The 24,021-nt window shown below is 60.8% G+C and carries 20 protein-coding genes and 1 pseudogene; 16 read left to right on the top strand and 5 right to left on the bottom strand.

Features of this window, described 5'->3' with window-relative positions; genetic code table 11:
• Nucleotides 1–3 precede the first annotated feature (3 nt).
• The 4 genes and pseudogenes from C3F38_RS14010 to C3F38_RS14025 all read left to right on the top strand — a co-directional run bounded on the left by C3F38_RS14010 (nt 4) and on the right by C3F38_RS14025 (nt 5,631).
• Complete coding sequence (locus tag C3F38_RS14010; RefSeq protein ID WP_033634451.1) at nt 4–477, top strand: MarR family winged helix-turn-helix transcriptional regulator; 474 nt, start codon at nt 4–6, stop codon at nt 475–477.
• A gap of 85 nt (nt 478–562) precedes the next feature.
• Nucleotides 563–1,105 (top strand): (2Fe-2S)-binding protein, encoded by a 543-nt coding sequence (locus tag C3F38_RS14015; protein WP_038873997.1) that lies wholly within the window; start codon nt 563–565, stop codon nt 1,103–1,105.
• A pseudogene (locus tag C3F38_RS14020) lies at nt 1,098–4,671 on the top strand (molybdopterin cofactor-binding domain-containing protein). The gene C3F38_RS14015 and the pseudogene C3F38_RS14020 overlap by 8 nt, the downstream one beginning before the upstream one ends.
• Nucleotides 4,672–4,770: 99 nt before the next feature.
• Complete coding sequence (locus C3F38_RS14025; protein WP_047727621.1) at nt 4,771–5,631, top strand: alpha/beta hydrolase; 861 nt, start codon at nt 4,771–4,773, stop codon at nt 5,629–5,631.
• On the opposite strand, the gene C3F38_RS14030 is transcribed toward C3F38_RS14025, so the two are convergent.
• The gene (locus C3F38_RS14030) at nt 5,615–6,520 is read right to left on the bottom strand and encodes a LysR family transcriptional regulator (RefSeq protein ID WP_038880638.1); all 906 of its coding nucleotides are present in this window, start codon (nt 6,518–6,520) and stop codon (nt 5,615–5,617) included. The two genes, C3F38_RS14025 and C3F38_RS14030, sit on opposite strands and share 17 nt — an antisense overlap.
• A gap of 105 nt (nt 6,521–6,625) precedes the next feature.
• On the opposite strand from C3F38_RS14030, the gene C3F38_RS14035 reads away from it, so the two are divergent.
• The 6 genes from C3F38_RS14035 (at nt 6,626) to C3F38_RS14060 (ending at nt 13,004) form a co-directional block, all read left to right on the top strand.
• A complete protein-coding gene (locus tag C3F38_RS14035; protein WP_055317342.1) occupies nt 6,626–7,384 on the top strand; it encodes a sulfite exporter TauE/SafE family protein in 759 nt (252 codons plus the stop codon).
• 208 nt (nt 7,385–7,592) lie between these two features.
• Nucleotides 7,593–7,877: a hypothetical protein gene (locus tag C3F38_RS14040; RefSeq protein ID WP_154235506.1), complete on the top strand. Its 285-nt coding sequence runs from the start codon at nt 7,593–7,595 to the stop codon at nt 7,875–7,877.
• 56 nt (nt 7,878–7,933) lie between these two features.
• Nucleotides 7,934–8,200, top strand: a complete 267-nt coding sequence (locus tag C3F38_RS14045; RefSeq protein WP_038880676.1) for a hypothetical protein — start codon at nt 7,934–7,936, stop codon at nt 8,198–8,200.
• A gap of 59 nt (nt 8,201–8,259) precedes the next feature.
• Nucleotides 8,260–9,537 (top strand): TcdA/TcdB catalytic glycosyltransferase domain-containing protein, encoded by a 1,278-nt coding sequence (locus C3F38_RS14050; RefSeq protein ID WP_055317341.1) that lies wholly within the window; start codon nt 8,260–8,262, stop codon nt 9,535–9,537.
• A 100-nt stretch (nt 9,538–9,637) separates the two neighbouring features.
• Complete coding sequence (locus C3F38_RS14055) at nt 9,638–10,912, top strand: HlyD family secretion protein (RefSeq protein ID WP_038880647.1); 1,275 nt, start codon at nt 9,638–9,640, stop codon at nt 10,910–10,912.
• Nucleotides 10,905–13,004, top strand: a complete 2,100-nt coding sequence (locus C3F38_RS14060; protein WP_055317340.1) for a peptidase domain-containing ABC transporter — start codon at nt 10,905–10,907, stop codon at nt 13,002–13,004. Before C3F38_RS14055 ends, C3F38_RS14060 begins: the two co-directional genes overlap by 8 nt.
• A gap of 145 nt (nt 13,005–13,149) precedes the next feature.
• Here C3F38_RS14060 and C3F38_RS26200 read toward each other — a convergent pair whose 3' ends face one another.
• Complete coding sequence (locus C3F38_RS26200; protein ID WP_158006787.1) at nt 13,150–13,293, bottom strand: hypothetical protein; 144 nt, start codon at nt 13,291–13,293, stop codon at nt 13,150–13,152.
• Between the two features lie 182 nt (nt 13,294–13,475).
• Here C3F38_RS26200 and C3F38_RS14065 point away from each other — a divergent pair, with 182 nt between their 5' ends.
• The 5 genes from C3F38_RS14065 to C3F38_RS14085 all read left to right on the top strand — a co-directional run bounded on the left by C3F38_RS14065 (nt 13,476) and on the right by C3F38_RS14085 (nt 19,573).
• The gene (locus tag C3F38_RS14065; protein WP_038880653.1) at nt 13,476–14,534 is read left to right on the top strand and encodes a P1 family peptidase; all 1,059 of its coding nucleotides are present in this window, start codon (nt 13,476–13,478) and stop codon (nt 14,532–14,534) included.
• 16 nt (nt 14,535–14,550) lie between these two features.
• A complete protein-coding gene (locus C3F38_RS14070) occupies nt 14,551–15,375 on the top strand; it encodes a M55 family metallopeptidase (RefSeq protein ID WP_055315583.1) in 825 nt (274 codons plus the stop codon).
• 201 nt (nt 15,376–15,576) lie between these two features.
• Nucleotides 15,577–17,799, top strand: a complete 2,223-nt coding sequence (locus tag C3F38_RS14075; RefSeq protein ID WP_057523674.1) for a molybdopterin cofactor-binding domain-containing protein — start codon at nt 15,577–15,579, stop codon at nt 17,797–17,799.
• Nucleotides 17,799–18,257, top strand: coding sequence for a (2Fe-2S)-binding protein (locus C3F38_RS14080; RefSeq protein ID WP_038880659.1), 459 nt, complete (start codon nt 17,799–17,801; stop codon nt 18,255–18,257). The genes C3F38_RS14075 and C3F38_RS14080 overlap by 1 nt, the downstream gene beginning before the upstream one ends.
• Before the next feature lie 11 nt (nt 18,258–18,268).
• Complete coding sequence (locus tag C3F38_RS14085; RefSeq protein ID WP_055317652.1) at nt 18,269–19,573, top strand: cytochrome c; 1,305 nt, start codon at nt 18,269–18,271, stop codon at nt 19,571–19,573.
• Nucleotides 19,574–19,596: 23 nt separating this feature from the next.
• On the opposite strand, the gene C3F38_RS14090 is transcribed toward C3F38_RS14085, so the two are convergent.
• Nucleotides 19,597–20,508 carry a LysR family transcriptional regulator gene (locus C3F38_RS14090; RefSeq protein WP_080479050.1) on the bottom strand — a complete coding sequence of 304 codons (912 nt, stop codon included), beginning with the start codon at nt 20,506–20,508 and terminating at the stop codon, nt 19,597–19,599.
• Nucleotides 20,509–20,659: 151 nt separating this feature from the next.
• Here C3F38_RS14090 and C3F38_RS14095 point away from each other — a divergent pair, with 151 nt between their 5' ends.
• Nucleotides 20,660–21,580, top strand: a complete 921-nt coding sequence (locus C3F38_RS14095) for an alpha/beta hydrolase (protein ID WP_038880663.1) — start codon at nt 20,660–20,662, stop codon at nt 21,578–21,580.
• Nucleotides 21,581–21,623: 43 nt separating this feature from the next.
• On the opposite strand, the gene C3F38_RS14100 is transcribed toward C3F38_RS14095, so the two are convergent.
• On the bottom strand, nt 21,624–22,793 hold the full coding sequence (locus C3F38_RS14100; RefSeq protein WP_055317653.1) for a cupin domain-containing protein: 1,170 nt from the start codon (nt 22,791–22,793) through the stop codon (nt 21,624–21,626).
• Nucleotides 22,794–23,082: 289 nt separating this feature from the next.
• Nucleotides 23,083–23,994, bottom strand: a complete 912-nt coding sequence (locus C3F38_RS14105) for a LysR family transcriptional regulator (protein ID WP_047727613.1) — start codon at nt 23,992–23,994, stop codon at nt 23,083–23,085.
• Between the last annotated feature and the right edge of the window lie 27 nt (nt 23,995–24,021).

Below are 24,021 nucleotides of genomic sequence, written 5' to 3' on the forward strand. Positions count from 1 at the left end.
GCAATGACGCCCCCCGAATACCCGTCAGCCGTGAGCGGCCAACCCGAAAATTATCATTTTACCGAGCAAGTCGGGCACCTGCTGCGCAAGGTTTATCAGCGCCACCTGGCGATTTTCCAGCAAAACGTCGGCGATTCGCAGCTGACGGCGGTGCAGTTCATCACCCTGTGCGCGGTGCGCGATATGGGGCCGAGCTCGCTGACCGAGCTGGTGCAGGTGACGGCGGTGGATCAGGCCACCATACGCGGCATCGTCGAGCGGCTGAAGGCGCGCGATCTGATCACGGTGACGCCGGATCCGGTGGATCGGCGCAAGGTGGTGGTCGGCTTGACCGACGCCGGCGCCGTGCTGCTGACGGAAACGGTGCCGCAGGCGGCGAAAATTACAGAGCTGACGTTCGGCACGCTCAACCCGGCCGAACGGATAGCGCTGATATTCCTGCTGAATAAAATGCTGGAAGATCCGCCCACCGGCTGATTCGCCCGCGCAACGTCGGTTGCCTGGTGGTCGGTGGCGAGAGGCCAGCCCATAAGACCATCAAGTGCAGGCGGAGACGCGAACAATGGCGATATCTGAAGTGCAGTCGCCCAGGGAAGGCGCGAAAACCACGCTGACGGAGCATCCGCTGATGCTGTCGGTAAACGGCGAACAGCTGCATGCGCAGGTGATGGCGGATACGCCGCTCTTGCTGGTACTGCGCAACGATCTGGCGCTCAACGGCCCGAAATACGGCTGCGGCTTGGGCGAATGCGGCGCCTGTACCGTGTTGATCGACGGCGTGGCGGCGCGCTCCTGCGTGATCCCGGCGCTCGGCGTGTCCGGCCGGGCGATCGTGACCCTGGAAGGCCTTGGCGATCGCCAGCGCCCGCACCCGGTGCAGCGTGCCTTTATCGAAGAGCAGGCGGCGCAATGCGGCTACTGCCTCAACGGCATGATCATGACCACCAAAGCCCTGTTGGATCGCAATCCCGCCCCGAGCGAGGCGGAGATCCGTCAGGCGCTGTCCGGCAACCTGTGCCGCTGCGGTACCCATCTCGAAATCCTGCGTGCGGTTCAGCGCGCCATCATTCTCTGCCGCGATGAGGACGCCCACGCCCATGACTGATTCCCGTCCCTCATCGCCGAGCCAGGCCGAATTGCTGCAGCGCGACGGCGTGCTGCTGATCGTCGACAGCGTGCAACCGCCGTCGGGGCCGGTGCCCAAAGGGCAAACGCCGGTGCTGAAGCCCAAGGAGCAAGGGCTGTTTATCGCCCTGTGCGGCAGCGGCGAAATCTATGCCTTTAACGGCCATGTCGATCTCGGCACCGGCGTGCGCACCGCGCTCGGGCAGATCGTCGCCGAAGAGCTGTACCTGCGCATGGATCAGGTGCGAATGGTGTTGGGCGACACCGAACGCGCGCCGAATCAGGGCGCCACCATCGCCAGCGCCACGCTGCAGATCTCCGCCGTGCCGCTGCGCAACGCCGCCGCCGAAGCGCGCCGTTGGCTGTTGCGCCAGGCGGCGCAGCGCTTCGATGCGCCGGTGGAACAGCTGACGCTGGAGGAGGGCGTGATCCGCAGCCCGCAGGGGCAGGCGCTCAGCTACGCCGAGCTGGTGGCCGGCGGTCATGTCGAACTGTCGATTTCCGGCGACGCGCCGCTGAAACCGCAGGCGGAGTATCGCCTGGTGGGCACCAGCGCCGCGCGCGTCGATATTCCGGCCAAGGCGACCGGTGAAACCACCTACGTACACGATATGCGCCTGCCGAACATGCTGCACGGCCGGGTGGTGCGGCCGCCCTATGCCGGGTACGACAGCGGCGAGTTTGTCGGCACCAGCCTGCTGGCGGTGGACGAAACCTCGATCGCGCATATTCCCGGCATCGTCAAACTGGTGGTGATCGGCGATTTCATCGGCATTGTCGCCGAGCGCGAAGAGCAGGCGATCAAGGCGGCGCAGGCGCTGCAGGTCAGCTGGAAAGACTGGCGGCGCAATTTGCCGCAGATGACCGACGTGGCGCAGGCGCTGCGCGACAACCCGCATTCGACCCGGGTGGTGCACGATACCGGCGATGTGGACGCGGCGCTGGCGGCGGCCGACAGGCGTTTCACCCGCAGCTACCTGTGGCCGTATCAGCTGCATGCCTCGATTGGCCCTTCCTGCGCGCTGGCGGACTACCGGCCGGAGCGCCTGCAGGTCTGGTCAGGCAGCCAGAACCCACACCTGCTGCGCGCCGATCTGGCCTGGCTGCTGGAATACCCGGAAGCGCAGATCGAGATCGTTCGCATGGAGGCGGCCGGTTGCTATGGCCGCAATTGCGCCGATGACGTCTGCGCCGACGCGGCGCTGCTGTCGCGCGCGGTGGGCAGGCCGGTGCGGGTGCAGCTGACCCGCGAACAAGAACATGTGTGGGAACCGAAGGGCACGGCGCAGCTGATGGAAGTGGACGGCGGGCTGGACGCCGCCGGGCACCCGGTCGCCTACGACTTTCGCACCTATTATCCTTCCAACGGCGCGCCGACGCTGGCGCTGCTGCTGACCGGCCGGGTCGAACCGCTGCCGGTGGCCTATGAAATGGGCGACCGTACCTCGGTGCCGCCTTATGAGTATCCGGCGCTGCGCGTCAGCATCGAGGACATGGCGCCGATCGTGCGCGCCTCCTGGATGCGCGGCGTTTCCGCCTTGCCGAACACCTTCGCTCACGAATCTTATATCGATGAGCTGGCCCACGCCGCCGGCGTCGATCCGCTGGAATACCGGCTGCGCTATATCCATGACGAACGCGCCAGTGAGCTGATGCGCAGCACCGCAGAGCGCGCCGGCTGGACGCCGCATACCGAACCGATGCAGACCCCGGCGGAAGACGGCGTGCTGCGCGGGCGCGGCTTTGCCTACGCCCGTTACATCCACAGCAAGTTTCCCGGCTTTGGCGCGGCCTGGGCCGCCTGGGTGGCCGACGTGGCTATCGACAAAGCCAGCGGCGAAGTGGCGGTGACGCGCATCGTGGTCGGCCACGATGCGGGCATGATGGTCAACCCGGACGGCGTGCGCCACCAAATTCACGGCAACGTGTTGCAATCGACCAGCCGGGTGTTGAAAGAACGTGTGACCTTTGAGGAATCGACGGTCTCCGCCAAAGAATGGGGGGCTTACCCGATCCTGACCTTTCCGGAGGTGCCGGAGGTGGACGTGATGATGATGCCGCGCCCTTACGATCCGCCGCTGGGCGCCGGGGAGTCGGCGTCGGTGCCCAGCGCGGCGGCCATCGCCAACGCGGTGTTCGACGCCACCGGCATTCGTTTTCGCGAGCTGCCGATCACCTCGGATAAGCTGCGAGAGGCGCTGAACGGGCCGGACGCCGAGCGGCAGGCCGCACCGCCCAAGAAAAAGAAGCGCGGCAAATGGTGGTTCGGCGGAGCGGCGGGGCTGTTCGGCGCGGTGCTGGGCATCGCGGGCAGCGCTTTGCCGTGGCGGGCGGAGATCGCGCCGGTGGCGACGCCCGGCGCCGGCACCTGGTCGGCCGCCACGCTGGAGCGCGGCCGCCAGTTGGCCGCCGCCGGAGACTGCGCGGTTTGCCATACCGCATCGGAAGGGGCGACCAACGCCGGCGGGCTGGCGATGGCGACGCCGTTCGGCACGCTTTACAGCACCAACATTACCCCGGACGTGGCAACCGGCATCGGCAACTGGTCGTTTACCGCGTTCGATCGGGCGATGCGCCAGGGCATCGCCCGCGACGGCCGCCATCTGTATCCGGCATTTCCTTACACCGCATTCAGTAAAATGACCGACGGCGACATGCAGGCGCTGTACGCTTATCTGATGTCGCAACCGGCGGTGCGCCAGAGCAATCCGGCCAATCAGATGCGCTTCCCGTTTAACCTGCGGCCGCTGATGGCCGGCTGGAACGCGCTGTTCCTGCGCCAGGGGGAATTTCAACCCGATCCGCAACAAAGCGCGCAGTGGAATCGCGGCGCCTATCTGGTCAACGGGCTCGGCCACTGCGCCGCCTGCCATTCGCCGCGCAATCTGCTGGGGGCAGAAAAGGGCGGCGCGGCTTTCCTGGCGGGGGGGGATAGTGGACGGATGGGAAGCGCCGGCGCTGAATCAATTGGCCAATGCGGACAAGCCCTGGACCGAGGAGCAGCTGTTTCAGTACTTCCGCAGCGGGCATTCTGCCGAGCACGGCGTGGCGGCCGGGCCGATGGGGCCGGTGGTCAGCGAACTGGCGACGTTGCCGCAGAGCGATCTGCGGGCGATGGCCAACTATGTGATGTCGCTGAGCACCAAGGCGACGCTGAATGTGGAACCGCAGGCGCAGTTGGCGGCCCGTGCTTTGCCGGCGGCGGGGCAGCTGGCCGGCGAGCGGTTGTTTCAGGGCGCTTGCCAGGCCTGCCACAGTGCCGCCGCCGGCGGGCCGCAGCTGTTCGGCGTCAGCCCGGATCTGGCCAATAACACCAATATCTTCAGCGATCGCCCCGATAACCTGATCAAGGTGATCCTGCAAGGGATCCCCAAGCCGGCCACCGCCGAATTGGGATTTATGCCGGGCTTTAAGGACAGCTTTTCCGATCGGCAGGTGACGGCGCTGGTGAATTATCTGCGCCAACGCTATGCCGGCGACAAACCGGCCTGGCGCGACGTGGAGGCGCAGGTGGCGCGGCTGCGTGCGGAGCCGGGGAATCATTAACATTGTAAATTGTTACATTGGGTTATTGACTGGCGGCGTTCATTCGGGGATTAATGTTAGCCTGATTTTTACCTTACCTATAAAAAACAGTAAGTTAACATGGCATTAACCACGCATAAAATGGAAAACGGCCTGGCCGTAACAGTTCGTTTACCTGATAACCCGGCCAAGGTTCCGGCGATTATTCTGTGCCACGGCTTCTGCGGCATTCAGGAGCTGTTGCTGCCGGCCTTTGCCGAGGCCTTCGTCAACGCCGGTTTTGCGGCGGTGACGTTTGACTATCGCGGCTTCGGCGCCAGCGAGGGTGAACGCGGGCGGCTGGTACCGGCGCTGCAGATTGAGGATATCCTGGCGGTGAGCCGGTGGGTGCAAACGCACCCGCAGATCGACAGCGAGCGCATCGGCCTGTGGGGCACGTCGTTTGGCGGCTGCCACGTGTTCGGCGCTGCCGCGGCCGAGCCGGCCATCAAATGCGTCGTTAGCCAGCTGGCCTTCGCCGACGGGGAAACCATCGTGACGGGGAAAATGGCCGCCGACGAAAAACAGACGTTCATCGCCACGCTGGACAAAATGGCGGAGAAGCAGCAGGCCACCGGCAAAGAGATGTTTGTCGCCGTCACCCGGGTGTTGAGCGATGACGAGTCGAAGGCGTTCTTCGAGGAGAACAAGGTGCGTTACCCGGCGATGGACATCAAGATCCCGTTCCTGACCGTGCGCGAAACGCTGCGCTATCAGCCGCGTGACAATGCGGCGCGAGTCACATGTCCGGTACTGGTGGTGGTGGCGGGCGGCGATACCGTGAATCCGCCGGAGCAGGGCATCGCACTGTATGAGGCGGTAGGCAGCGCGAAGAAGGCGCTGCATGTCGAGCAGAATGCGAAGCACTATGACATGTACGCCGGCCCGCATTTCGCCGGCATCATCGGCCGTCAGATCGCCTGGTTCAACGATCACCTGTAATTCCGCCTTCCCCCTGGCGCAGGAACGCCACGAGCCGCTGCGTCGGCAGCGGCAGCTGCGCCCATTCGCGCACCACCAGCGACAGGCGCCGGGTCGCCCAATCGTCCGTCAGCGGCAGGGCGCCGTGTCGGATCTGCGGATGGCGTTGGGCGCTCTCTTCCGGCACCACCGCCAGCCCGGCGCCGCGCCGCACCATGCGGCAGATGGCGTCGAAATTAGCGGCGCGCGCCCGTAGCCGCATCGGGCCGCCGCTGCGTATCGCCAGCTGCTCCAAATGCTGTTGCAGCGCGCTTTCTTCCGGCAGGCCGATAAACTCAAAAGACAGGGTGTCCGCGAAGCTGACCGTGCGGCGGCCGCTGAGCGCATGCCCCGGCGGCAGCGCCAGCACCAGACGATCCTGCCGGAAAGGGTAGCTTGTCAGCCCGCGCAGATCGGCGTGATCCGCCACGATGCCGATATCCGCCGCCTGTTCGGCGATCGCCTGCGCGATGACCGGGCTGGGCAGCTCCTCCAGCGCGATGTCGGTGTGTGGGTGCAGCACCAGAAAATCCGCCAGCAGCTCCGGCAGAAAAGCGTCGGCGGCGACGGTATTGGCGACGATGCGCAGCTGGCTGCGCTGGCCTGGCGCGAACTCGGCCATGTCACCCCGCAGCCGGTCGCGCTGTTGCAGCAGCACGCGCGCGTGTTGCAACAGGCGTTCACCGGCGGGCGTCGCCTGGACGCCGCGCGGATTGCGGGTCAGCAACGCCACGCCGGCCTGTTGCTCCAGCCCGCGCATGCGTGCGCTGGCGGCGGCCAGCGATAGCCCGACGCGCTCGGCGCCGGCGGTGATGCTGCCGGTCTCGAGCACCGCCGCCAACAGTCGCAGATCGATAAAGTCAAAATGCATGCGTCTTCCTCTGTTTTTGCCGCTGGCAGGCTCTGCCATTGCCGCATTGTGCCGCGCCGTGCCGTCGGCCACAATCGGGCCGTTGATTGCCATAAGGATAGACGTATGCCGCTGACGTTACTCGAGATTATCGCCCTGACGGGCATTTTTACGCTGGCCGGCACGGTCAAGGGGGCGATCGGCCTGGGATTGCCGACGGTGTCGATGGGGCTGCTCAGCCTGATGATGCCACCGGGGCAGGCCGCTGCGCTGCTGCTGTTGCCCTCGTTGATCACCAATCTGTGGCAGTTGCTGTGCGGGCCGCGGCTGGGGGCGCTGTGCCGCCGGCTCTGGCCGATGATGCTGTGCGTCACGCTGGGCACGTTGCTGAGCGCCGGCGCGCTCACCGCTACCGACGGCCGCCTGGCGCCGCTGGCGCTGGGCGCTTGTCTGATCGGCTATGCGCTGTTGGGATTCACCCGTTTCGATTGGCGCGTTTCCGCCACGGCGGAGCCTTGGCTGGGGCCGCTGTGCGGCCTGGTGACCGGTGCGCTGACCGGCGCCACCGGCGTATTCGTCATACCGGCGGTGCCCTATCTGAACGCATTGGGCCTGGCGCGTGACGATCTGGTGCAGGCGCTGGGGCTGTCGTTCACCGTCTCGACGCTGGCGCTGGCCGCCGGATTAGCCTGGCATCAGGCGCTGCCCGGCGCGCTGCCCGGCGCGCTGCTCGGCGGTTCGCTGCTGGCGCTGCTGCCGGCGCTGGGCGGCATGTGGCTGGGCGGGATCGTGCGTCGTCACAGCAGCCCGCTGATTTTTCGCCGCCTTTTCTTTATCGGGTTATTAATCTTGGGAATTGAGATTGTTTGGCGTTCAATTAATTAAATCGATAGCATTTATGTGTAATTAGGTCAGGTATATTATTCTGCATTTTATTCTAATATGATGGGTTGCAATATTTAGAACGCACTTGGCTTATTGTTTTTAATCCTGAAATACAGGATGGTTATGGATTGTTATTAGTGTGTTTTACTTTTGCCACTAAAGCTATTTTCAATGACTGTAAAACCAGTAAACCCATAGGAGAATATTTATGAAGGAAATTTTAAGTAGCCAATTTGATGCGGTGTCGGGGGGATGGCAGGATCGCGATGGCAGTGGAAAAAGATCGTCTGATAACGGAGGCTCTGGTTCTTCAGCTCGTGGTGGAAATAACGGCGGTGACCGCGGGCTTCAGTCATTCTTGTCAAAAAACAGCCCTTATGGCAGCGGTTCCGGCGCCAGTGGTTTCTGGGGGAATGGCAGTTCTACAGGAAATGGGTATGGCGGCAATGGCACTGGACCGAGAGAGACCAGAGAATCCGGAACCAAACGTTAATTAACAGTTGCAATCCCAGCACAGAAGTGAAATTCTGTGCTTTTATGGGGTATATGATGAATAAATATGTTGTTTTTATAAAGAGCGATGAATCAAGGGTGCTGAGAAAGGAAGTGGTGACACGAGCAATAATTAAAGATATGAAGCAGAAGGGGTTCAGAAAGCATCATGTTGAAGTAGACGCTGAGAACGAGAACGATGCCATTAACAAACTAAATAAGAACAGCAATGACTATTTAGATTCACTGAAAAATTTTTCCGGTGATTTATTGCTCTGTTCTATTTGCGTCATTGTTATGGTCATGGTTTATTTATTTAGCTGAGCCATAATCAGTATTGAGTCATTCAAGTTATTTATACTATATTTTGTATGGTGATTTAAATGAATCATGGCGTATTGGGTGTCGATTTGCCAAAGATAGAAAGGTTATCCGTTCCAAATATCCTGCATTTTGTATGGATCGGTGACTTAAATGAAGTAAATACTCATTATATCGACATATGGGAAAAAACGAATAAAGATAAGCAGATATTCTTTTGGTATGACAAAGACTCTTCACTGTGTCATTTACTAAACAATGCCATACAAGATTTTGTCAACGCGAAAAAAATCAGGGATAAAGTAAGGGCTGAGTTAAAAATAAAAAACTCAGCTTTTAATTATATATACCAAAGAATAAATGAGGGCTTTTCTTTTGATGAGCTAGTTATTGATTTTTTGATAAAAAATGAGATCCCTTATCAAAGGCAGCCAATGGCTATAGAAGACGCATGGTTTGATTGCAGGGGCTTTGTAAAAAAGAGTATAACAGAACTTTTTTACAACGTTTCTGACGATTTCATTAAGTATTATTATTATGAGATTATATTAAGGTGTAATCTTGCCAGTGCAAGCGACATCATCAGGCTTTTAATTATCTACCAATATGGTGGAACTTATGTCGATGTTGACACACTCCCATACACTGACAATATATATCATGGGGTAAATAAGCATATAGAAGAAGAGGGCATTGTCGAGAGTGACTCGTTTCTGTTATTTAAGACCCTGTGTTTTTTAAAAAAGATAAATTCAGAAGAGCTATGGTCTGAAGCAGTGATTGGCTGTGATGAAAATGAGTTAGGAGTAGATGCTGTTGGATTTGAAAAAATAAAACGGCTTATCGAACAGGATCTCTCTGATTTTTCTCTGGATATGATATTGCCATTGGGGGAAACATACGTTTATAAAAATTTGTTGGCGCTAGGATCGCTCAGAAGATTTAAAGGTGTGTATTTTAATAATTTCATATCTTCTCATCAAAAATCAAAAGCGATAAGGATCATCCTTAGAACTATGAAGAAAAGGTATCGCTTTTTGGAAAAAAATAATTGCATATTTGATTATTACGTTGATGATAAGACCACGTGTTACCTGACCAGGCTTTTAACATGGCGGACCGAGTTAATAACAAGGGACTATTGTGTGACTCCGGTCTTAACCGGTCCAGGATTAATTGTCGAGGTTTTATTGGGGTTGGCTTATAAAGTATTCAATATTGACTGTTCAGTTGAGCCACATATTATAGCAGAGTACATGCAAAATTCTGATTTTGGCATTGCACTATTCCAACACAACATAGATACACCTGATGGCGCCTATTCCACATGGCGAAAATAAAAAATAGCTTTGGATGCAAGGTGATTTAAGTTTCGATGGGTTATTGCCAATCTACTCGCGTGTGAATTTTTTCATGATACTTCACTAAGGGACGCTGAGTATGTTTCGCCAGGAAGCGATCGATAGTCAGAAAATGAAATGGCGTGGGCGGGCATTGCTGTTGCCCGGCATTCCCTTTTGGCTCGCTGCAGGGCTCTGCCTGTTTTTTTTCATTGCCTTTCTCACTTTCGCGATCGCCGGTACCTATACCCGACGGGTCAACGTGACCGGAGAGATCAGCACCTATCCGCGCGCCGCTAATGTCTATTCCGCCGTCCAGGGGGTGGTGGTCAAACAGTTTGTCACCGAAGGGCAGGTGATCACCGCCGGCGCGCCCATTTACCAGATCGACGTCAGCAAGAGTACTCATAGCGGTGTCGTCAGCGACAACCAACGTCGGGACATCAATAGCCAACAGGCGCGCATTGCACAAATTATCAGCCGACTGGAAAGCAGCAAGCAGGCCACGCTCACCATGCTGGAAAAACAAAAGGCGCAATATACCGCCGCGTTCTCCCGCTCCACCGTCATCCTCGAACGCGCCCAGGAAGGGATACGTATCGCAAAGGAAAACATGGAGAACTACCGGCACTATCAGACCAAGGGGCTGATCAACAAGGATCAGCTCACCAACCAGGTGGCATTGTATTACCAACAACACAACAATCTGCTGAGTCTGTCTGGCCAGAACGAACAGAATGCGCTGCAGATCACCGCGCTGGAAAGCCGGATTCAAACCCAGGCCGCCGAATTCGACAACCAAATTTACCAGATGGAGTTGCAGCGCTACGAGTTGCAAAAAGAGCTACTGAACATCGATGCCGGCGGGGCGATCGTCATCCGCGCACTGGCCGACGGTCGAGTCGACTCTCTGAGCGTCACGGTCGGTCAGATGGTCAACATTGGCGACAGCCTGCTGCAGCTACTCCCCCAAGATATCGAACACTATGCTCTGGTGCTTTGGGTGCCCAACGACGCCATCCCTTACATTACCGCCGGAGATAAGGTCAATGTGCGCTATGACGCCTTTCCGGCGGAAAAATTTGGCCAGTTCGCCGGCACCGTGTCCGTCATATCCAAAGCCCCGGCCTCACCGCAGGAAATGCGGACCTATCAGGGGGCCCCAAAAGCGGCACTGACCGCCGCCGTGCCGTACTACAAGGTGATTGTCATGCCGGAGAAACAGGCCATTGCCTACGACGGTAAACGTCTGAGCCTGGAAAACGGCATGACAGCGCAAAGTACTTTGTTTCTGGAAAAAAGGACGATTTATCAGTGGATGCTGTCACCGTTCTACGACATGAAGCACAGCGCGACGGGGCCGGTCGATGAGTAAGCCCACGTTCAAACAGCGGGTTAGACAGCTGGATTTTCGGCTGCGCCATCGGGTCCCGATGGTGCACCAGGCCGAGTCATCGGAGTGCGGGCTGGCCTGCCTGGCGATGATTTGCGGCCACTACGGCAAAAACATTGACCTTATCGCGCTGCGTCGGCAATTTAACCTGTCGACACGCGGTGTCACGCTGGTTGGACTGACCGGCATCGCCGAACAACTGGGGCTGGCCACTCGCGCTCTATCGCTGGATCTAAACGAACTCAGCGCCCTGAAAATGCCCTGTCTGCTGCACTGGGAATTCAACCACTTCGTGGTGCTGGTCAGTGTTAAACGCAACCACGCAGTGCTGCATGATCCGGCGCGCGGACGCCGGAGCGTCAGCCTGACAGAGTTGTCGCACAGTTTCACCGGGGTGGCGCTCGAGGCCTGGCCCGGCAGCGAATTCACTGCTGACAGCATCCGCCACCAAATTCGCCTTCGTACGCTGATCGGCAGCGTGCACGGTCTCAAGGGGGCGCTCTGCAAGATCTTTTGCCTGTCTCTGGTGTTCGAAACCATCAACCTGGTGATGCCGGTCGGCACACAATTAGTGATGGATCACGCTATTCCCGCCGGGGATCGCGGGTTACTGACGCTTATCTGCGCCGGATTGATGCTCTTTATCTTATTGAGGGCTGCCATCGGCATGGTGCGGGCATGGTCCGGACTGGTCATGTCGACGCTCATCAACGTACAGTGGCAGTCCGGGTTGTTTACCCACTTGTTGCGCCTGCCGCTGGGCTACTTTGAACGACGTAAGCTGGGTGACATTCAGTCGCGTTTCGGCTCACTGGATACGCTGCGCAGCACCTTCACTACCAGTATCGTTGGAGCCATCATGGACGGCATCATGGTGATTGGCGTACTGGTGATGATGATGCTTTATGGCGGCTGGCTGACTTGGGTGGTGCTCGTGTTCACCGCACTCTACGTGCTGATGCGTCTGCTGACCTATGGGCATTACCGCCAGCTTTCCGAAGAAGCACTGGTCAGGGAGGCCCGGGCCGGCTCGTATTTTATGGAAACGCTGTACGGCATTGCCACCGTCAAGATGCAGGGCATGGCGGAACGTCGCATAGCTCACTGGCTCAACCTTGAAATTGACACCATCAATACCGGTATCCGGATCACCAGAATGGACATGCTGTTTGGCGGGATCAACACCTTCATTGCCGCCTGCGATCAGGTCGTTATTCTTTGGCTGGGAGCCAGTCTGGTGATCGATAATCAGATGACCCTTGGCATGTTCGTCGCGTTCGGCGCCTTTCGCGGGCAGTTTTCCGACCGCATCGGGTCGCTGACAGAGTTTTTGCTGCAGCTGCGCATGATGAGCCTGCATAACGAGCGCATTGCCGATATCGCCCTGCATCCGCGGGAGGCGCGTAAACCCGACCATCCTTACACGGCGGGCCTGCAACCTGTTGGATTGACGACCCATGCCCTGAGTTATCGTTACGACAGCCAGTCACCGGCCATCTTTGATGGCCTGGACATCACTGTGGCGCCGGGCGAGAGCGTGGCCATCGTAGGCCCGTCCGGCGCCGGCAAGACCACGTTGATGAAAGTGTTGTGCGGGCTGTTTCCCCCGGACTCAGGGCGGGTTGAGGTGAACGGCGTCGATATCCGGCAGCTTGGTATCAACAACTACCACAAGATGATCGCCTGCGTGATGCAGGACGACAAGCTGTTCTCCGGCTCGATCCGGGATAATATCTGCGGTTTTTCGCACGACGTGGACGATGCCTGGATGGAGGCGTGCGCACGGGCCTGCTATCTGCATGACGTACTCATACGTATGCCGATGGGGTACGAAACTTTGATCGGCGAACTGGGGGAAGGATTGTCCGGGGGGCAAAAGCAACGCCTGTTCATCGCCCGGGCGATCTACAAAAAACCGGCTATTTTGTTCCTGGATGAGGCCACCAGCGCGCTGGATAAGGAGAGCGAAGCGGTCGTGAATCAGGCAATCAAGAGGCTCAATATCACGAAGGTGATCATTGCCCACCGTGAAACGACCATTGCGTCGGCAGATCGGGTAATTTATTTTGGTTAAAAATAAGGCACATGACGAGTGGCGATAATCAGCGCCCTCGCCAGGTTATAAATATGATAACCCAATGAGGGGACGTGATATCACCGGCGGCACTGGCTGCTAACACCGTTTCGGTTACGACTGCCTGCTAAACCCCCAATAAGGCTCAGGCCAGCGAGCCAACCCAAATGGTCTCCTGTATGCTGGAGAGGATGCCTTCGCCGATTTTGCTCTCCCGTTCTTCATACCCGCCGTGGGCGATGCCCCTGCCTTTGCCGTGCGTGAGTTCGCAGCGCTTGCACGTTTTCAACCCCCGTTGTTTCACTCGATAGCGGCGTCGCCCTGGCCGTAGAGGCGGCAAAAAAGTCGTGCAGGCAATGAACGGTGATGGGGCCAGGCTATTTTTTCTGCCCGCTTTGGTTTTCAATTTACGGCGCGGCGCATTGCGCGATATTCTGGTTTTCTGATGGGCTAACGGCAGATGAGGGAACCATGACAGACAGCCAGGTGTTTGAACAACAAAGCCTCGACAATCTGCTGAGCTATTGGCGGCGCCATCGCCGCCTGCCGGGCGCGCGCTATCCGGCCGGGCCGACCGACAGCCTGTGCGACGTGCCGGGCGTCAGCGTCGGGCATCACACTTTGGCCGACGGCGAATGCCAGACCGGCGTCACCGCCATCGTGCCGCCGGGCGATCTGTTCAACCAGCCGCTGCCGTGCGGCAGCGCGGTGCTCAACGGCTTCGCCAAGCCGCTGGGATTGGTGCAATTGAATGAGCTGGGGGAGTTGCAGACGCCTATTCTGCTGAGCAACACCTTCGCCGTCGGCACGCTGTTCAACGCCATGGTGCGGCGCAGCTGCCTGCGCTACCCGCAGATCGGCCGCGGCAGCGCCACCATCAACCCGTTGGTACTGGAGTGCAACGACGGCTACCTCAACGATATTCAGGCGATGGCGGTGCGTGAGGAGCACGTCTTCAGCGCGTTGGATAACCATTCAACCCGCTTTGCGCGCGGCAGCGTCGGCGCCGGGCGCGGCATGAGCAGCTTCGGCCTGAAGGGCGGCATTGGCACCGCCTCGCGCTATTGCCCGGGATTAGGCACCATGCTCGGCGTGCTGGTGCTGGCCAACTTCGGTACCCTCGACTCGCTGACGCTGAGCGGCGTGCGCGTTGGCCCGGCGCTGGGCAAGCTGTTGGCGGATCCGCCGCCGCAGGTGGACGCCGGCTCGGTCATTATCATCATCGCCTGCGATCGGGCGCTGGACAGTCGCCAGCTGAACCGCATCGCCCGCAGAGCGGGCGCGGGCCTGGGGCGGGTGGGTAGCCATTGGGGGCATGGCTCCGGCGATATCGCGCTGGCGTTTTCCACCCGGTTGCTGGGAGCCACGCTACCGGACGAAAGGCTGGAGCCGCTTTTTGCGGCGGCGGCGGACGCCACCGAATACGCGGTGCTGGATGCGTTGCTGAGCGCCGAAGGCGTCAGCGGCTTCCAGCAGCATGCGCGCGCAGCGCTGGGCCCGCTGCTCGATCGGCTGGCGGCGGCAAATTAAATAACGGGAGTGTGATGTGAAGGTCTTTATCTCTGCGGATATCGAAGGTATTGCCGGCGTGATGCGGCCGGAGCAGTGCAACCCGGCCCACGCCGACTATGCGGCGGCGCGTGAACTGATGGAACAGGAGGTCAACGCCGCCATCGACGGCGCTTTCGCCGGCGGGGCCACCGAGGTGACGGTGGCCGACAGCCACGCCATGATGCAGAACCTGCGCGCCGATCGCATCGATGGGCGCGCGCGGCTGGTGCAGGGCAAACCGCGCGGGCTGTCGATGGTGGAAGGGCTGCAACACCAACGCTACGACGGCCTGATGTTTATCGGCTACCACAGCGCTGCCGGTGAACATGGCGTGCTGGCGCACACCATCAACGGCCGGGCCTTTTACCGCGTCAGCCTGAACGGCGAAGCGGTGGGCGAAAGCGATCTGTATGCAGCGGCGGCGGCCGAATTGAACGTGCCGCTGTGGCTGGTGAGCGGTGACGACGAGCTGCAACGCTGGATTGCTGAACGTTATCCTCAGTCTGGCTATGTGTGCGTGAAGCGCGCCATCTCGCAAACCGCCGCCGAATCGCTCAGCCCGCAGCGGGCGCGCGCCGAGATCCGTGAACGGGCGATGCAACAGGTGCGCCTGGGCGGGAAGCTGCCGGTGGAACGCCGCTTCATGCCGCCTTATCGGCTGACGCTGATGGCGGCCAAACCGGTGCTGGCGGATCTGTTCAGCCTGGTGCCCGGCGTGCAGCGCCAGGACGCGCTGACCGTGGCCTTCGACAGCGACAACATGGCGGCGCAAATCAACCTGCTCAGCGTCTTCTCCTATCTGGCGACGACGCAGAACTGACTCCGGTGCGGGTTTCCTGCCCGCATCGCACGTTTTTCCAATAGAAAATCCCTCTTCAACATTAAGCCTACTGGATAATAGGCTACGCTAATTATTGCTCTGTTGCGCTATATCACCTGACGGGCGCGCCAAGCCATTCCCATAACAAGATTTGTTTCGCCGAAGGCAGTGACGCCTTCGGCTTTTTTGGAGTCATGAGCAATGAGCATATCCCAAGTTCCGCTTTCGCGGCGGCGGTTTATCGTCGGCGCCGGGGCGTTGGTGATCGGCGCCTATCTGCCGTCCACCGGCGCGCTGGCGCGTTCGGCTGCCCCGGCCGCCTCCGGCGCGGCGGCGTTTGACGCCAACGCCTTCGTTCAGATCGGCGCCGACGGCGTCGTCACCGTGATCAGTAAACACACCGAAGTGGGCCAGGGGGTCTATACCGGCATGGCGACGCTGGTCGCCGAAGAGCTCGATGCCGACTGGGCGCAGGTACGGGTCGTCGCCGCGCCGGTGGACACCAATATCTACAAAAACCTGACCTTCGGATTCCAGGGCACCGGCGGTTCCAGCTCGGTGGCCAATGCTTATGAGCAGATGCGGCGCATGGGCGCCATGGCGCGCGCGCTGCTGGTGCAGGCCGCCGCACAGAGTTGGAAAACCTCGGCGCAGGAAATTACCGTGCAGGCAGGCAAGATCCGCCATGCCGCCAGCGGGCGCGAGGCGGGCTTCGGCGAGTTCGCCGCGCTGGCCGCCACGCTGCCGCCGCCGGATCCCGCCAGCCTGACGCTGAAGGATCCGGCCAATTTCACCCTGATCGGCAAAACGCGCGGCCTGCACCGCGTCGATTCGCTGGCGAAAACCAACGGCAGCGCGCAGTTCTCGCAGGATATCCACGAACCGGACATGTTGACCGTCACCATCAAGAAGCCGCCGCGCTTCGGCGGCAAGGTGGCGACCTTCGATGCCGAACGGGCGCTGGCGGTGCCGGGGGTGGTGGCGGTGAAGCAAATCGCCACCGGCGTGGCGGTTTACGCCAAAAACACCTGGGCGGCGATCCAGGGGCGGGAGCGGCTGAAGGTGACGTGGGACGACGCGCAGGCCGAACGGCGCAACACCGAGGAGATCTACGCCGAATTCCGTCAGGTGGCGCAGAAAACCGGCGTGGTGGCGAAGAGTCTCGGTAAGCCGGACGAGGTGTTCGACAAGGCCGACAAGGTGATCGAGGCCGAATACACCTTCCCCTATGTCGCCCACGCGCCGATGGAGCCGCTGGACGGCTATCTGTTCTGGGACGGCGAGAGCGTCAAGGCGCGCTACGGCTGCCAAATCCAAACGCTCGATCACAAGCAGCTGTGCGATCTGTTCGAGTTGCCGCCGGACAAGGTGCAGATTGAAACCATTCTGGCGGGCGGCAGCTTCGGCCGGCGCATCGATTTAGGCAACCCGACGCTGGGGCCGGATCTGGCGGCAGACATGGCGGCGGCGGCCAAGGGCATCGGCCCCGGCCACGGCGTGAAGGTGGTATGGACGCGTGAGGACGACATCCGCAACGGCTGGTATCGCCCGATGATCCTGCACCGCCTGCGCGGCGCCATCCGCGGCGGCAAGGTGGTGGGCTGGACCGATACCGTGGTCGGCCACTCCTGGACGCGCCACAGCGCGATGGATGCGCTGGTGGTCAACGGCCTCGATCAGATGATGGTCGAGGGCGCCAGCGAGGTGTCATACACCTTCGAAGCCTTCCGCTGCGATGCGCACATCGTGCCGGGCAAGGTGCCGACCACCTCGCTGCGGTCGGTGGCCAGCACCCACACCGGCCATGCGGTGGAGAGCTTTATCGATCAGCTGTTGCAGGAAACCGGGCAGGATCCGGTCGAAGGGCGGCTGGCGCTGATGGGCGATGCGCCGCGTGCGGCGGGCGTGCTGCGCGCGGTAGCGAAAGCCGCTGACTGGCAGGGCGCGAAAGTGGTGGGCGGACGCGCGCGCGGCGTGGGCGTCGCCAAGGCGTTCGATACCTATGTGGCGCAGGTGGCCGAGGTCTCGATCGGCGAAGGCGGCATCCCGAAAGTGCACAAGGTGTGGTGCGCGGTGGACTGCGGCGTGGCGGTGAACCCCGACGTGATCCGCGCGCAGATCGAGGGCGGCATCGGCTACGGCCTGAGCATGGCGCTGTACGGCAATATCACGCTGAAAGACGGCGTGGTCGAACAGTCCAACTTCAATAACTTCCGGCCGCTGCGCATCGATGAGATGCCGGAGATCGAGGTGATCATCGTGCCCTCGAGCGAGAAACCGACCGGCGTGGGCGAGCTGGGGGTGCCGACCATCGCCCCGGCGGTCGGCAACGCGCTGGCGCTGCTCGGGCGGCCGCGCACCTCGCTGAGCCTGCCGCTGCATAATCCTACCGCGAACCCGGCGTCTGACAAGGAGAGAACCTGATGATTCAATTAACCGTAAACGAGCAGCCGCTGACCTTCGAGGGCGATCCGCACATGCCGCTGTTGTGGTTTTTGCGTGACGAAGCCGGCCTGACCGGCACCAAGTTCGGCTGCGGCATCGCCATGTGCGGCGCCTGTACCGTGCATCTGGACGGTGTGCCGGTGCGATCGTGCATGACGCCTGTCTCCGCCGCCGTCGGCAAAAAAATCACCACCATCGAAGCCGTGGGCGCCACGCCGGAAGGCAAGGCGGTGCAGGAAGCCTGGCTTGATCTGGATGTGGTGCAGTGCGGCTACTGCCAGTCCGGCCAGATCATGAGCGCCAGCGCGCTGCTGGCGCAAAGCAAGGATCCGAGCGATGCGGACATCGACGCGGCGATGGGCGGCAACGTCTGCCGCTGCGCCACCTATGTGCGCATTCGCGCCGCCATCCACCAGGCCGCCAAGGCGTTGGGTTAGGGAGAGATGCGATGAGCAACGCCTTGAAAGGGCTGTTATGGCTGATTATCGCCGTGGTGGTGTTGGCGGGAGGATACGCGCTGTACACGCTGCTGCGGCCCACCGGCGCGGAGCCTGCGGCGCCGATCGCCGGGGCGCCGGCCGGCATCACCGATAAACTGGCGCGCGGCGAGTACCTGGCGCGCGCCGCCGACTGCGTGGCGTGCCACACCGCGCCGGGCGGCACGCCGTATGCGGGCGGCTTCGCCTTCAAACTGCCGTTCGGCACCATTTACGGCACCAACATCACCGCCGACAAGGAGACCGGCATCGGCAACTGGAGCGACGATCAGTTCGTGCGCGCGGTGCGTGAGGGCATTGGCCCGCAGGGCAACCTGTATCCGGCGATGCCGTACACCTCGTATACCGAACTGAGCCGCGACGACGTGCTGGCGATCAAAGATTATCTGTTCAGCCTGCCACCGGTGAAGCAGGCCAACCCGCAAAACGATCTGTCGTTCCCGTTCAACCAGCGTTGGGGCATGAAATTCTGGAACCTGGCGTTCTTCCATGAGCAGCGCTTTGCGCCGGATCTCAACAAGGACGAGCAGTGGAACCGCGGCGCCTATCTGGCGACGGCGCTGGGCCACTGCGGCGAGTGCCACACGCCGCGCAATCTGGGGTTCGGCCTCAACCAGAGCAAGCACCTGAGCGGTGAAGTGGTGCAGGGCTGGTTCGCCGCCAACATCACGCCGGATAAGCAGACCGGCATTGGCGGCTGGAGCGACCAACAGCTGTCGCAATATCTGGCCACCGGCCATGCGCCGGGGCGCAGCAGCGCCGCCGGCCCGATGGCGGAAGCGGTGGAAAACAGCCTGCAGTTCCTGACGCCGGAAGACAATCTGGCGCTGGTGAAATACCTGCGCGATATCGAACCGATCGCCGGCGACGGCGCGGCGGCGGTGAACCTGCAGCCGAAGGGCGCGGGGGCCTCCACGCCGATCCTGCCGGGTGGGCAAGACAGTTCGCTCGGTCGGCGGGTGTTCGCTAACGACTGCAGCGGCTGCCACCAGTGGAACGGGCCGGGCCGCCAGAGCGAGTATGCGTCGCTGGTGGGCAGCACGGCGGTGAACGATCCGCAGGGGCGCAGCGTGGTGCAGGCCATTCTGAAGGGGACGAGTATCAGCATCGGCGATCGGCATGAAATGATGCCGGCGTTCGGCAGCGCCTATTCCGATGAGGAAGTAGCGGCGGTCGCCAACTTTGTGGTCGGCCACTTCGGCGATAAGCAGGGCAAAGTCACCGCCATACAGGTGGCGGAGCAGCGCAAGCAGTAGCGTGATACGGCGCGCGGGCCGGCTTAGCCTGCGCGCTTCTCGACCAGAAAGTCCAGCAGCGCCCTGACCTTGGAAGACATGTGCTCACGGGAGGGGATATACAGGTAGAAGCCGGGAAACGGCTGCGACCAGGGCTGCAGGATCCGCACCAGTTCACCGCGTTCCACCAGCGCCTTCACGGCGAAATCAAAGTGCTGAATAATGCCGACATGCTGCAACGCGGCGCGGATCATGCCGTCGTCGTCGTTGGTGATCATGCTGCCTTGCGGCTCGACGGAAAAGGTATGGCGCGCGTGCCGCTCGATAGTGGAAAACTCCCATTGATAAATGGCGCCGCTCGTTGCGTGGCGAAAAGCGATGCAGTTGTGGTTGACCAGATCCGCCGGCGTGGCGGGCGTGCCGTAACGGCTGAGGTATTGCGGCGTGGCCACCGCCACCAGTTCCACCTGCGGGGTGATGGGGATCGCCACCATATGCTCGGCGAGGCTTTCACCCAGCCGCACGCCGGCATCGTAGCCTTCGGAAATGATGCTGGCCATGCCGTCGTCCATCACCAGCTCAAGTTTAAGCCTGGGATAACGCGCCAGAAATTCGCCGACATGCGGTTCGATAAAGTGCTTGGCGGCCGTGCGCGAGGCATTTATCCGCAGCAGCCCCGCCGGCTCGTGGCGGCTCTCTTCCAGCGTGCCGACGGCGTGTTCGATCGCGTTGAGGGCGGGGGCCAGGGCCTCGAGCAGGCGTTGCCCTTCCTCCGTGAGCGACATATCGCGGGTGGTGCGGTAGAGCAGCTTGACGTTCAGCTGTTTTTCCAGCGCCTTCAGGTTTTGCGACAGCGCGGCGCGGGAAACGCCCATTTGGGCCGCCGCTTTGGTAAAGCTGCGGTGCTGCGCGATATGCGCGAACCACGCCAGTGAGGGAAGCAGGGAAGGGTCCATCGATATGCTCCGCATTGTAAACCACAGCTTAACACTGTAGTCCATTCCCTGTGCTTCTCAAAGAACAATACGGCATCTAAAGTAAGCGTTATCCCAGCGGAAGCGATGCCGAGCGCGTTTCCCGAGCCAGCAACCCTGTGAGGAACTCATGATGAAAACGGTCAAAATCAAGCGTCAGTATTGGGACATCGCGGCGGATATCCATTTCCCACCGGATTTCGACGAGCGGAAAAAGTACCCGGCGATCATCAGCGCCCACCCGATCGGCAGCTGCAAAGAGCAGACCTCGGGCAACGTCTATGGCGCGGCGCTGGCGAAAGCCGGCTTTGTGGTCATCGCGTTCGACGCCAGCTTCCAGGGCGAGAGCGGTGGCGAACCGCGCTTTATCGAAGATCCCGCTCAGCGCGTGGAAGATTTTCGCGTCGTGACCGATTATCTGGTGACGCTGGATTACGTTGATGACCAGCGTATCGGCGTGCTCGGCATCTGCGGCGGCGGCGGTTACGCCATCAACGCTTCGATGACGGAGCGGCGCATCAAAGCGGTGGCGACCATCACCGGCGCCAACTATGGCCGGGTGATGCGCGAGGGCGTGTTGGCCAATGGCGATCCTGTGGTTTTTCTGGAGGATATTGCCCGGCAGCGCACCGCAGAAGCGCGCGGCGCGGCGTTGCGCGTGGACGTAGGCCTGTACCCGAGCGTTGAGGCGGCGCAACAAGACGGCGCCGATATCGATCTGCGTGAGGCGACGGAATACTACCGGACGGCACGCGGCGAGAAGCCGAACGGCGTAAACAAGACGCTGTATTCCCATAACGCGGTAGCCGTGGGGTGGGATGCGTTCCACCTGGCGGAAGTGCTGCTGACCCAGCCGCTGCTGGTGATCGTCGGCAGCAAACCCGGCCTGTTCGGCGCGTTGCGCGACGGCTATGAGATCGTGCGCCGCGCCAAATCGCAGCACAAAGAGCTGGTGGTGGTGGAAGGCTGGTCGCATTACGATCTCTACGACAAGCCGGAGCCGGTAGCCCAGGCGCTGGAGAAGCTGGTGCCGTTCTTCAAAGCCACGCTGTAATCGGCAGGCCGGAGGGCGAGGGAGAGACTCCCTCGCCGTGGCGTCAGCGGCTGCGCCGCGACATCACCCGCTTGTCTTTCGGCCGATCCTGCCAGTCCTCAACCTGATTGTTGAAGTTATCCGCCAGCAGGTAGGCCGGGGTTTTCGCCAGCCAGTCGGACAACGAAATATCCTGATAAATGCCATTGTCCATCACGATCAGCACCTTCAAATCCTCATCGCCGATGTTCTCGATGTAATGGCCGAAGCCCTGCGGCACGTAGCCGACGTCTGAAGGGGCGAACTCTTCCGTCTGCGCGTGGCCGTGCGAGCTGAACACCGTCATGCGGCCCTTACCGGCAATATAGTATTGCCATTCGTTGGCATTGGGGTGCCAGTGCAATTCCCGGATCGCGCCGGGTTTCACGATCTCGATGATGCCGGTCATGGTGGTGGAAATGGGAAATTCTTTCGATGACACCAAATGTACGCTGCCGGCGTCATTTTCAAAGAACGGCTTTTGCTTCATTAATTCATAGCGGTGGGTCAGCGGGGCGTTATTTAATCCGCCGTCGTTTTTCGGCAATGGTAAGGCGGGCGGAACGGCGCCGCCAACAATATAGGCTTCACCCTGTTTGGCCTTGGAAAATACCGCCGCCGGCATGTCGACGCTTTTTTCCAATACCTCTTTCGGCATATGCGCCACCCAATCGGTGATGCTGAAGGTGCCGAATTCGGAGAAATGGCCGTTATCGAACGCCAGAATAAAATGCGCGCCGTCCGCCAGCGCCTGAATGGAATGGCCGTAGCCTTTTGGGAAATACCACACGTCGCCGGGCCCGAAATCCGCCACTTCGCATTTGCCCTCGGGATCGAGGATGGTGATGCGCGCATGGCCTTCCAGCATAAACGCCCATTCGGCGGCGATGGCGTGCCAGTGCAGCTCACGCACGCCGCCCGGCTCCAGCGTCATGTCGACGCCCGCTACGCCTTCGGAGATCGGGAATTGCTCGACGGTGGCCTCGCGCGCCCAGCCGCTGGGCAGGCTGCGTTTTTTGCTGTCGGTGAATTTGTACTTATAGAGATGCTGCGCATTAGCAGGCGGCTGATAGCTGCTGGGGGGCACGATATTGCGATGGTCGTCGGCAGCGGCATTTTTAGCGATGCCGCCGATCATGCCGGCGGCGGCCGCGCTGACGGCGGAGACTTTCAATATATCACGACGCGATAGCATAGCGTTTTCTCCAACATAAAACCGTGCGCCCGCAGAGGCAGGCGACAGGGAAGGCGCGAGCGCCATTGAAATGATTTTTGTCATCGGCGGGAACAGGCTGTGACCCTTAAATCCTAGTGGCTGGAATGTATTGGGTAGGCGCTTATTTGTTTGCGTTTGTTACTAAGTGAGAGCGGGTTTGATTAATTCCCCGGAAGTTGAATAGTCATTAATTGGAATTAATTTTAGTCGCCGCCCGGTTTAAATAAATAATAAACGAACGGCATTTTTTATTGGCCGTTTGGGCTTTTTATGACGCCCCCACGGTCTCCAGCACCAGCTGACGAAAGTGCTCGACGATCGGCGAAGCCGGGCTGCGGCGCAGCGCCAGATAAAGCGGGGCGCTGAGCTGTGCCTCTTCGGCGAGGGTGCGATAGACGATGCCGTCGCCGCCCAGCCGCCGCATCGAGCCGGGCACCACTGACAACCCCAGCCCGGCGCCGACCAGGCTGAGGGTGGCCGGCAGGCGCGGCGCTTCCTGTACGATGCGCGGGCTGAAGCCGGCGCGGTGGCAGGCGGCCAGAATGGCGTCGTACAGCCCCTGGCCGGCCGGGCGGCGATAGAGAATAAACGCCTCGTGCGCCAGTTCGGCCAGCGGCAGCGGCTGCTGCGTTTGTTGCGCCAGTCGGTGGCCCAGCGGCAGGGCGACGATCATCGGTTCGCTGAGCACCGGCTCCACGCTCAGGCCGGGAATGCCGCTGGCCGGCGAGCGCACGAAGGCGGCGTCGAGGCGCTGTTCCAGCAACGCCTCCATCAGTTCGCCGCTGCCGGCTTCTTCCAGCTGGGTAGTGATGCCCGGCAGGATGTCGCGGTAGCGGCGCAGCAGGTTGGGCACGAACGGGTGCAGCGCGGCGGAGCTGGTGAAGCCGATGGCGATGTGCCCCTGCTCGCCGCGAGCGGCGCGCTGCACCGCTTCGCGCAGCCGTTCGGCGCGCGCCAGCAGGGCGCGGGCCTCTTCGAACAGCACGCCGCCGGCTTCGGTGACACGCACGCCGCGCGGCAGGCGCTGCAACAAAGTTACGCCCAGCTCATCTTCCAGCCCCTGCAGCAGGCGGGTCAGCGGCGGCTGCTGGATAAACAGCCGCTCGGCGGCGCGGGTGATATTGCCTTCTTCCACCACGGTGACGAACGCCCGCAGGCGACGCAGTTCGATCATAGCCATACCTCAAAGGTATCTTTGGTTGTTCCG

The organism is Serratia sp. SSNIH1 (assembly GCF_002935055.1).
In the GTDB taxonomy this organism is placed as follows: domain Bacteria; phylum Pseudomonadota; class Gammaproteobacteria; order Enterobacterales; family Enterobacteriaceae; genus Serratia; species Serratia nevei.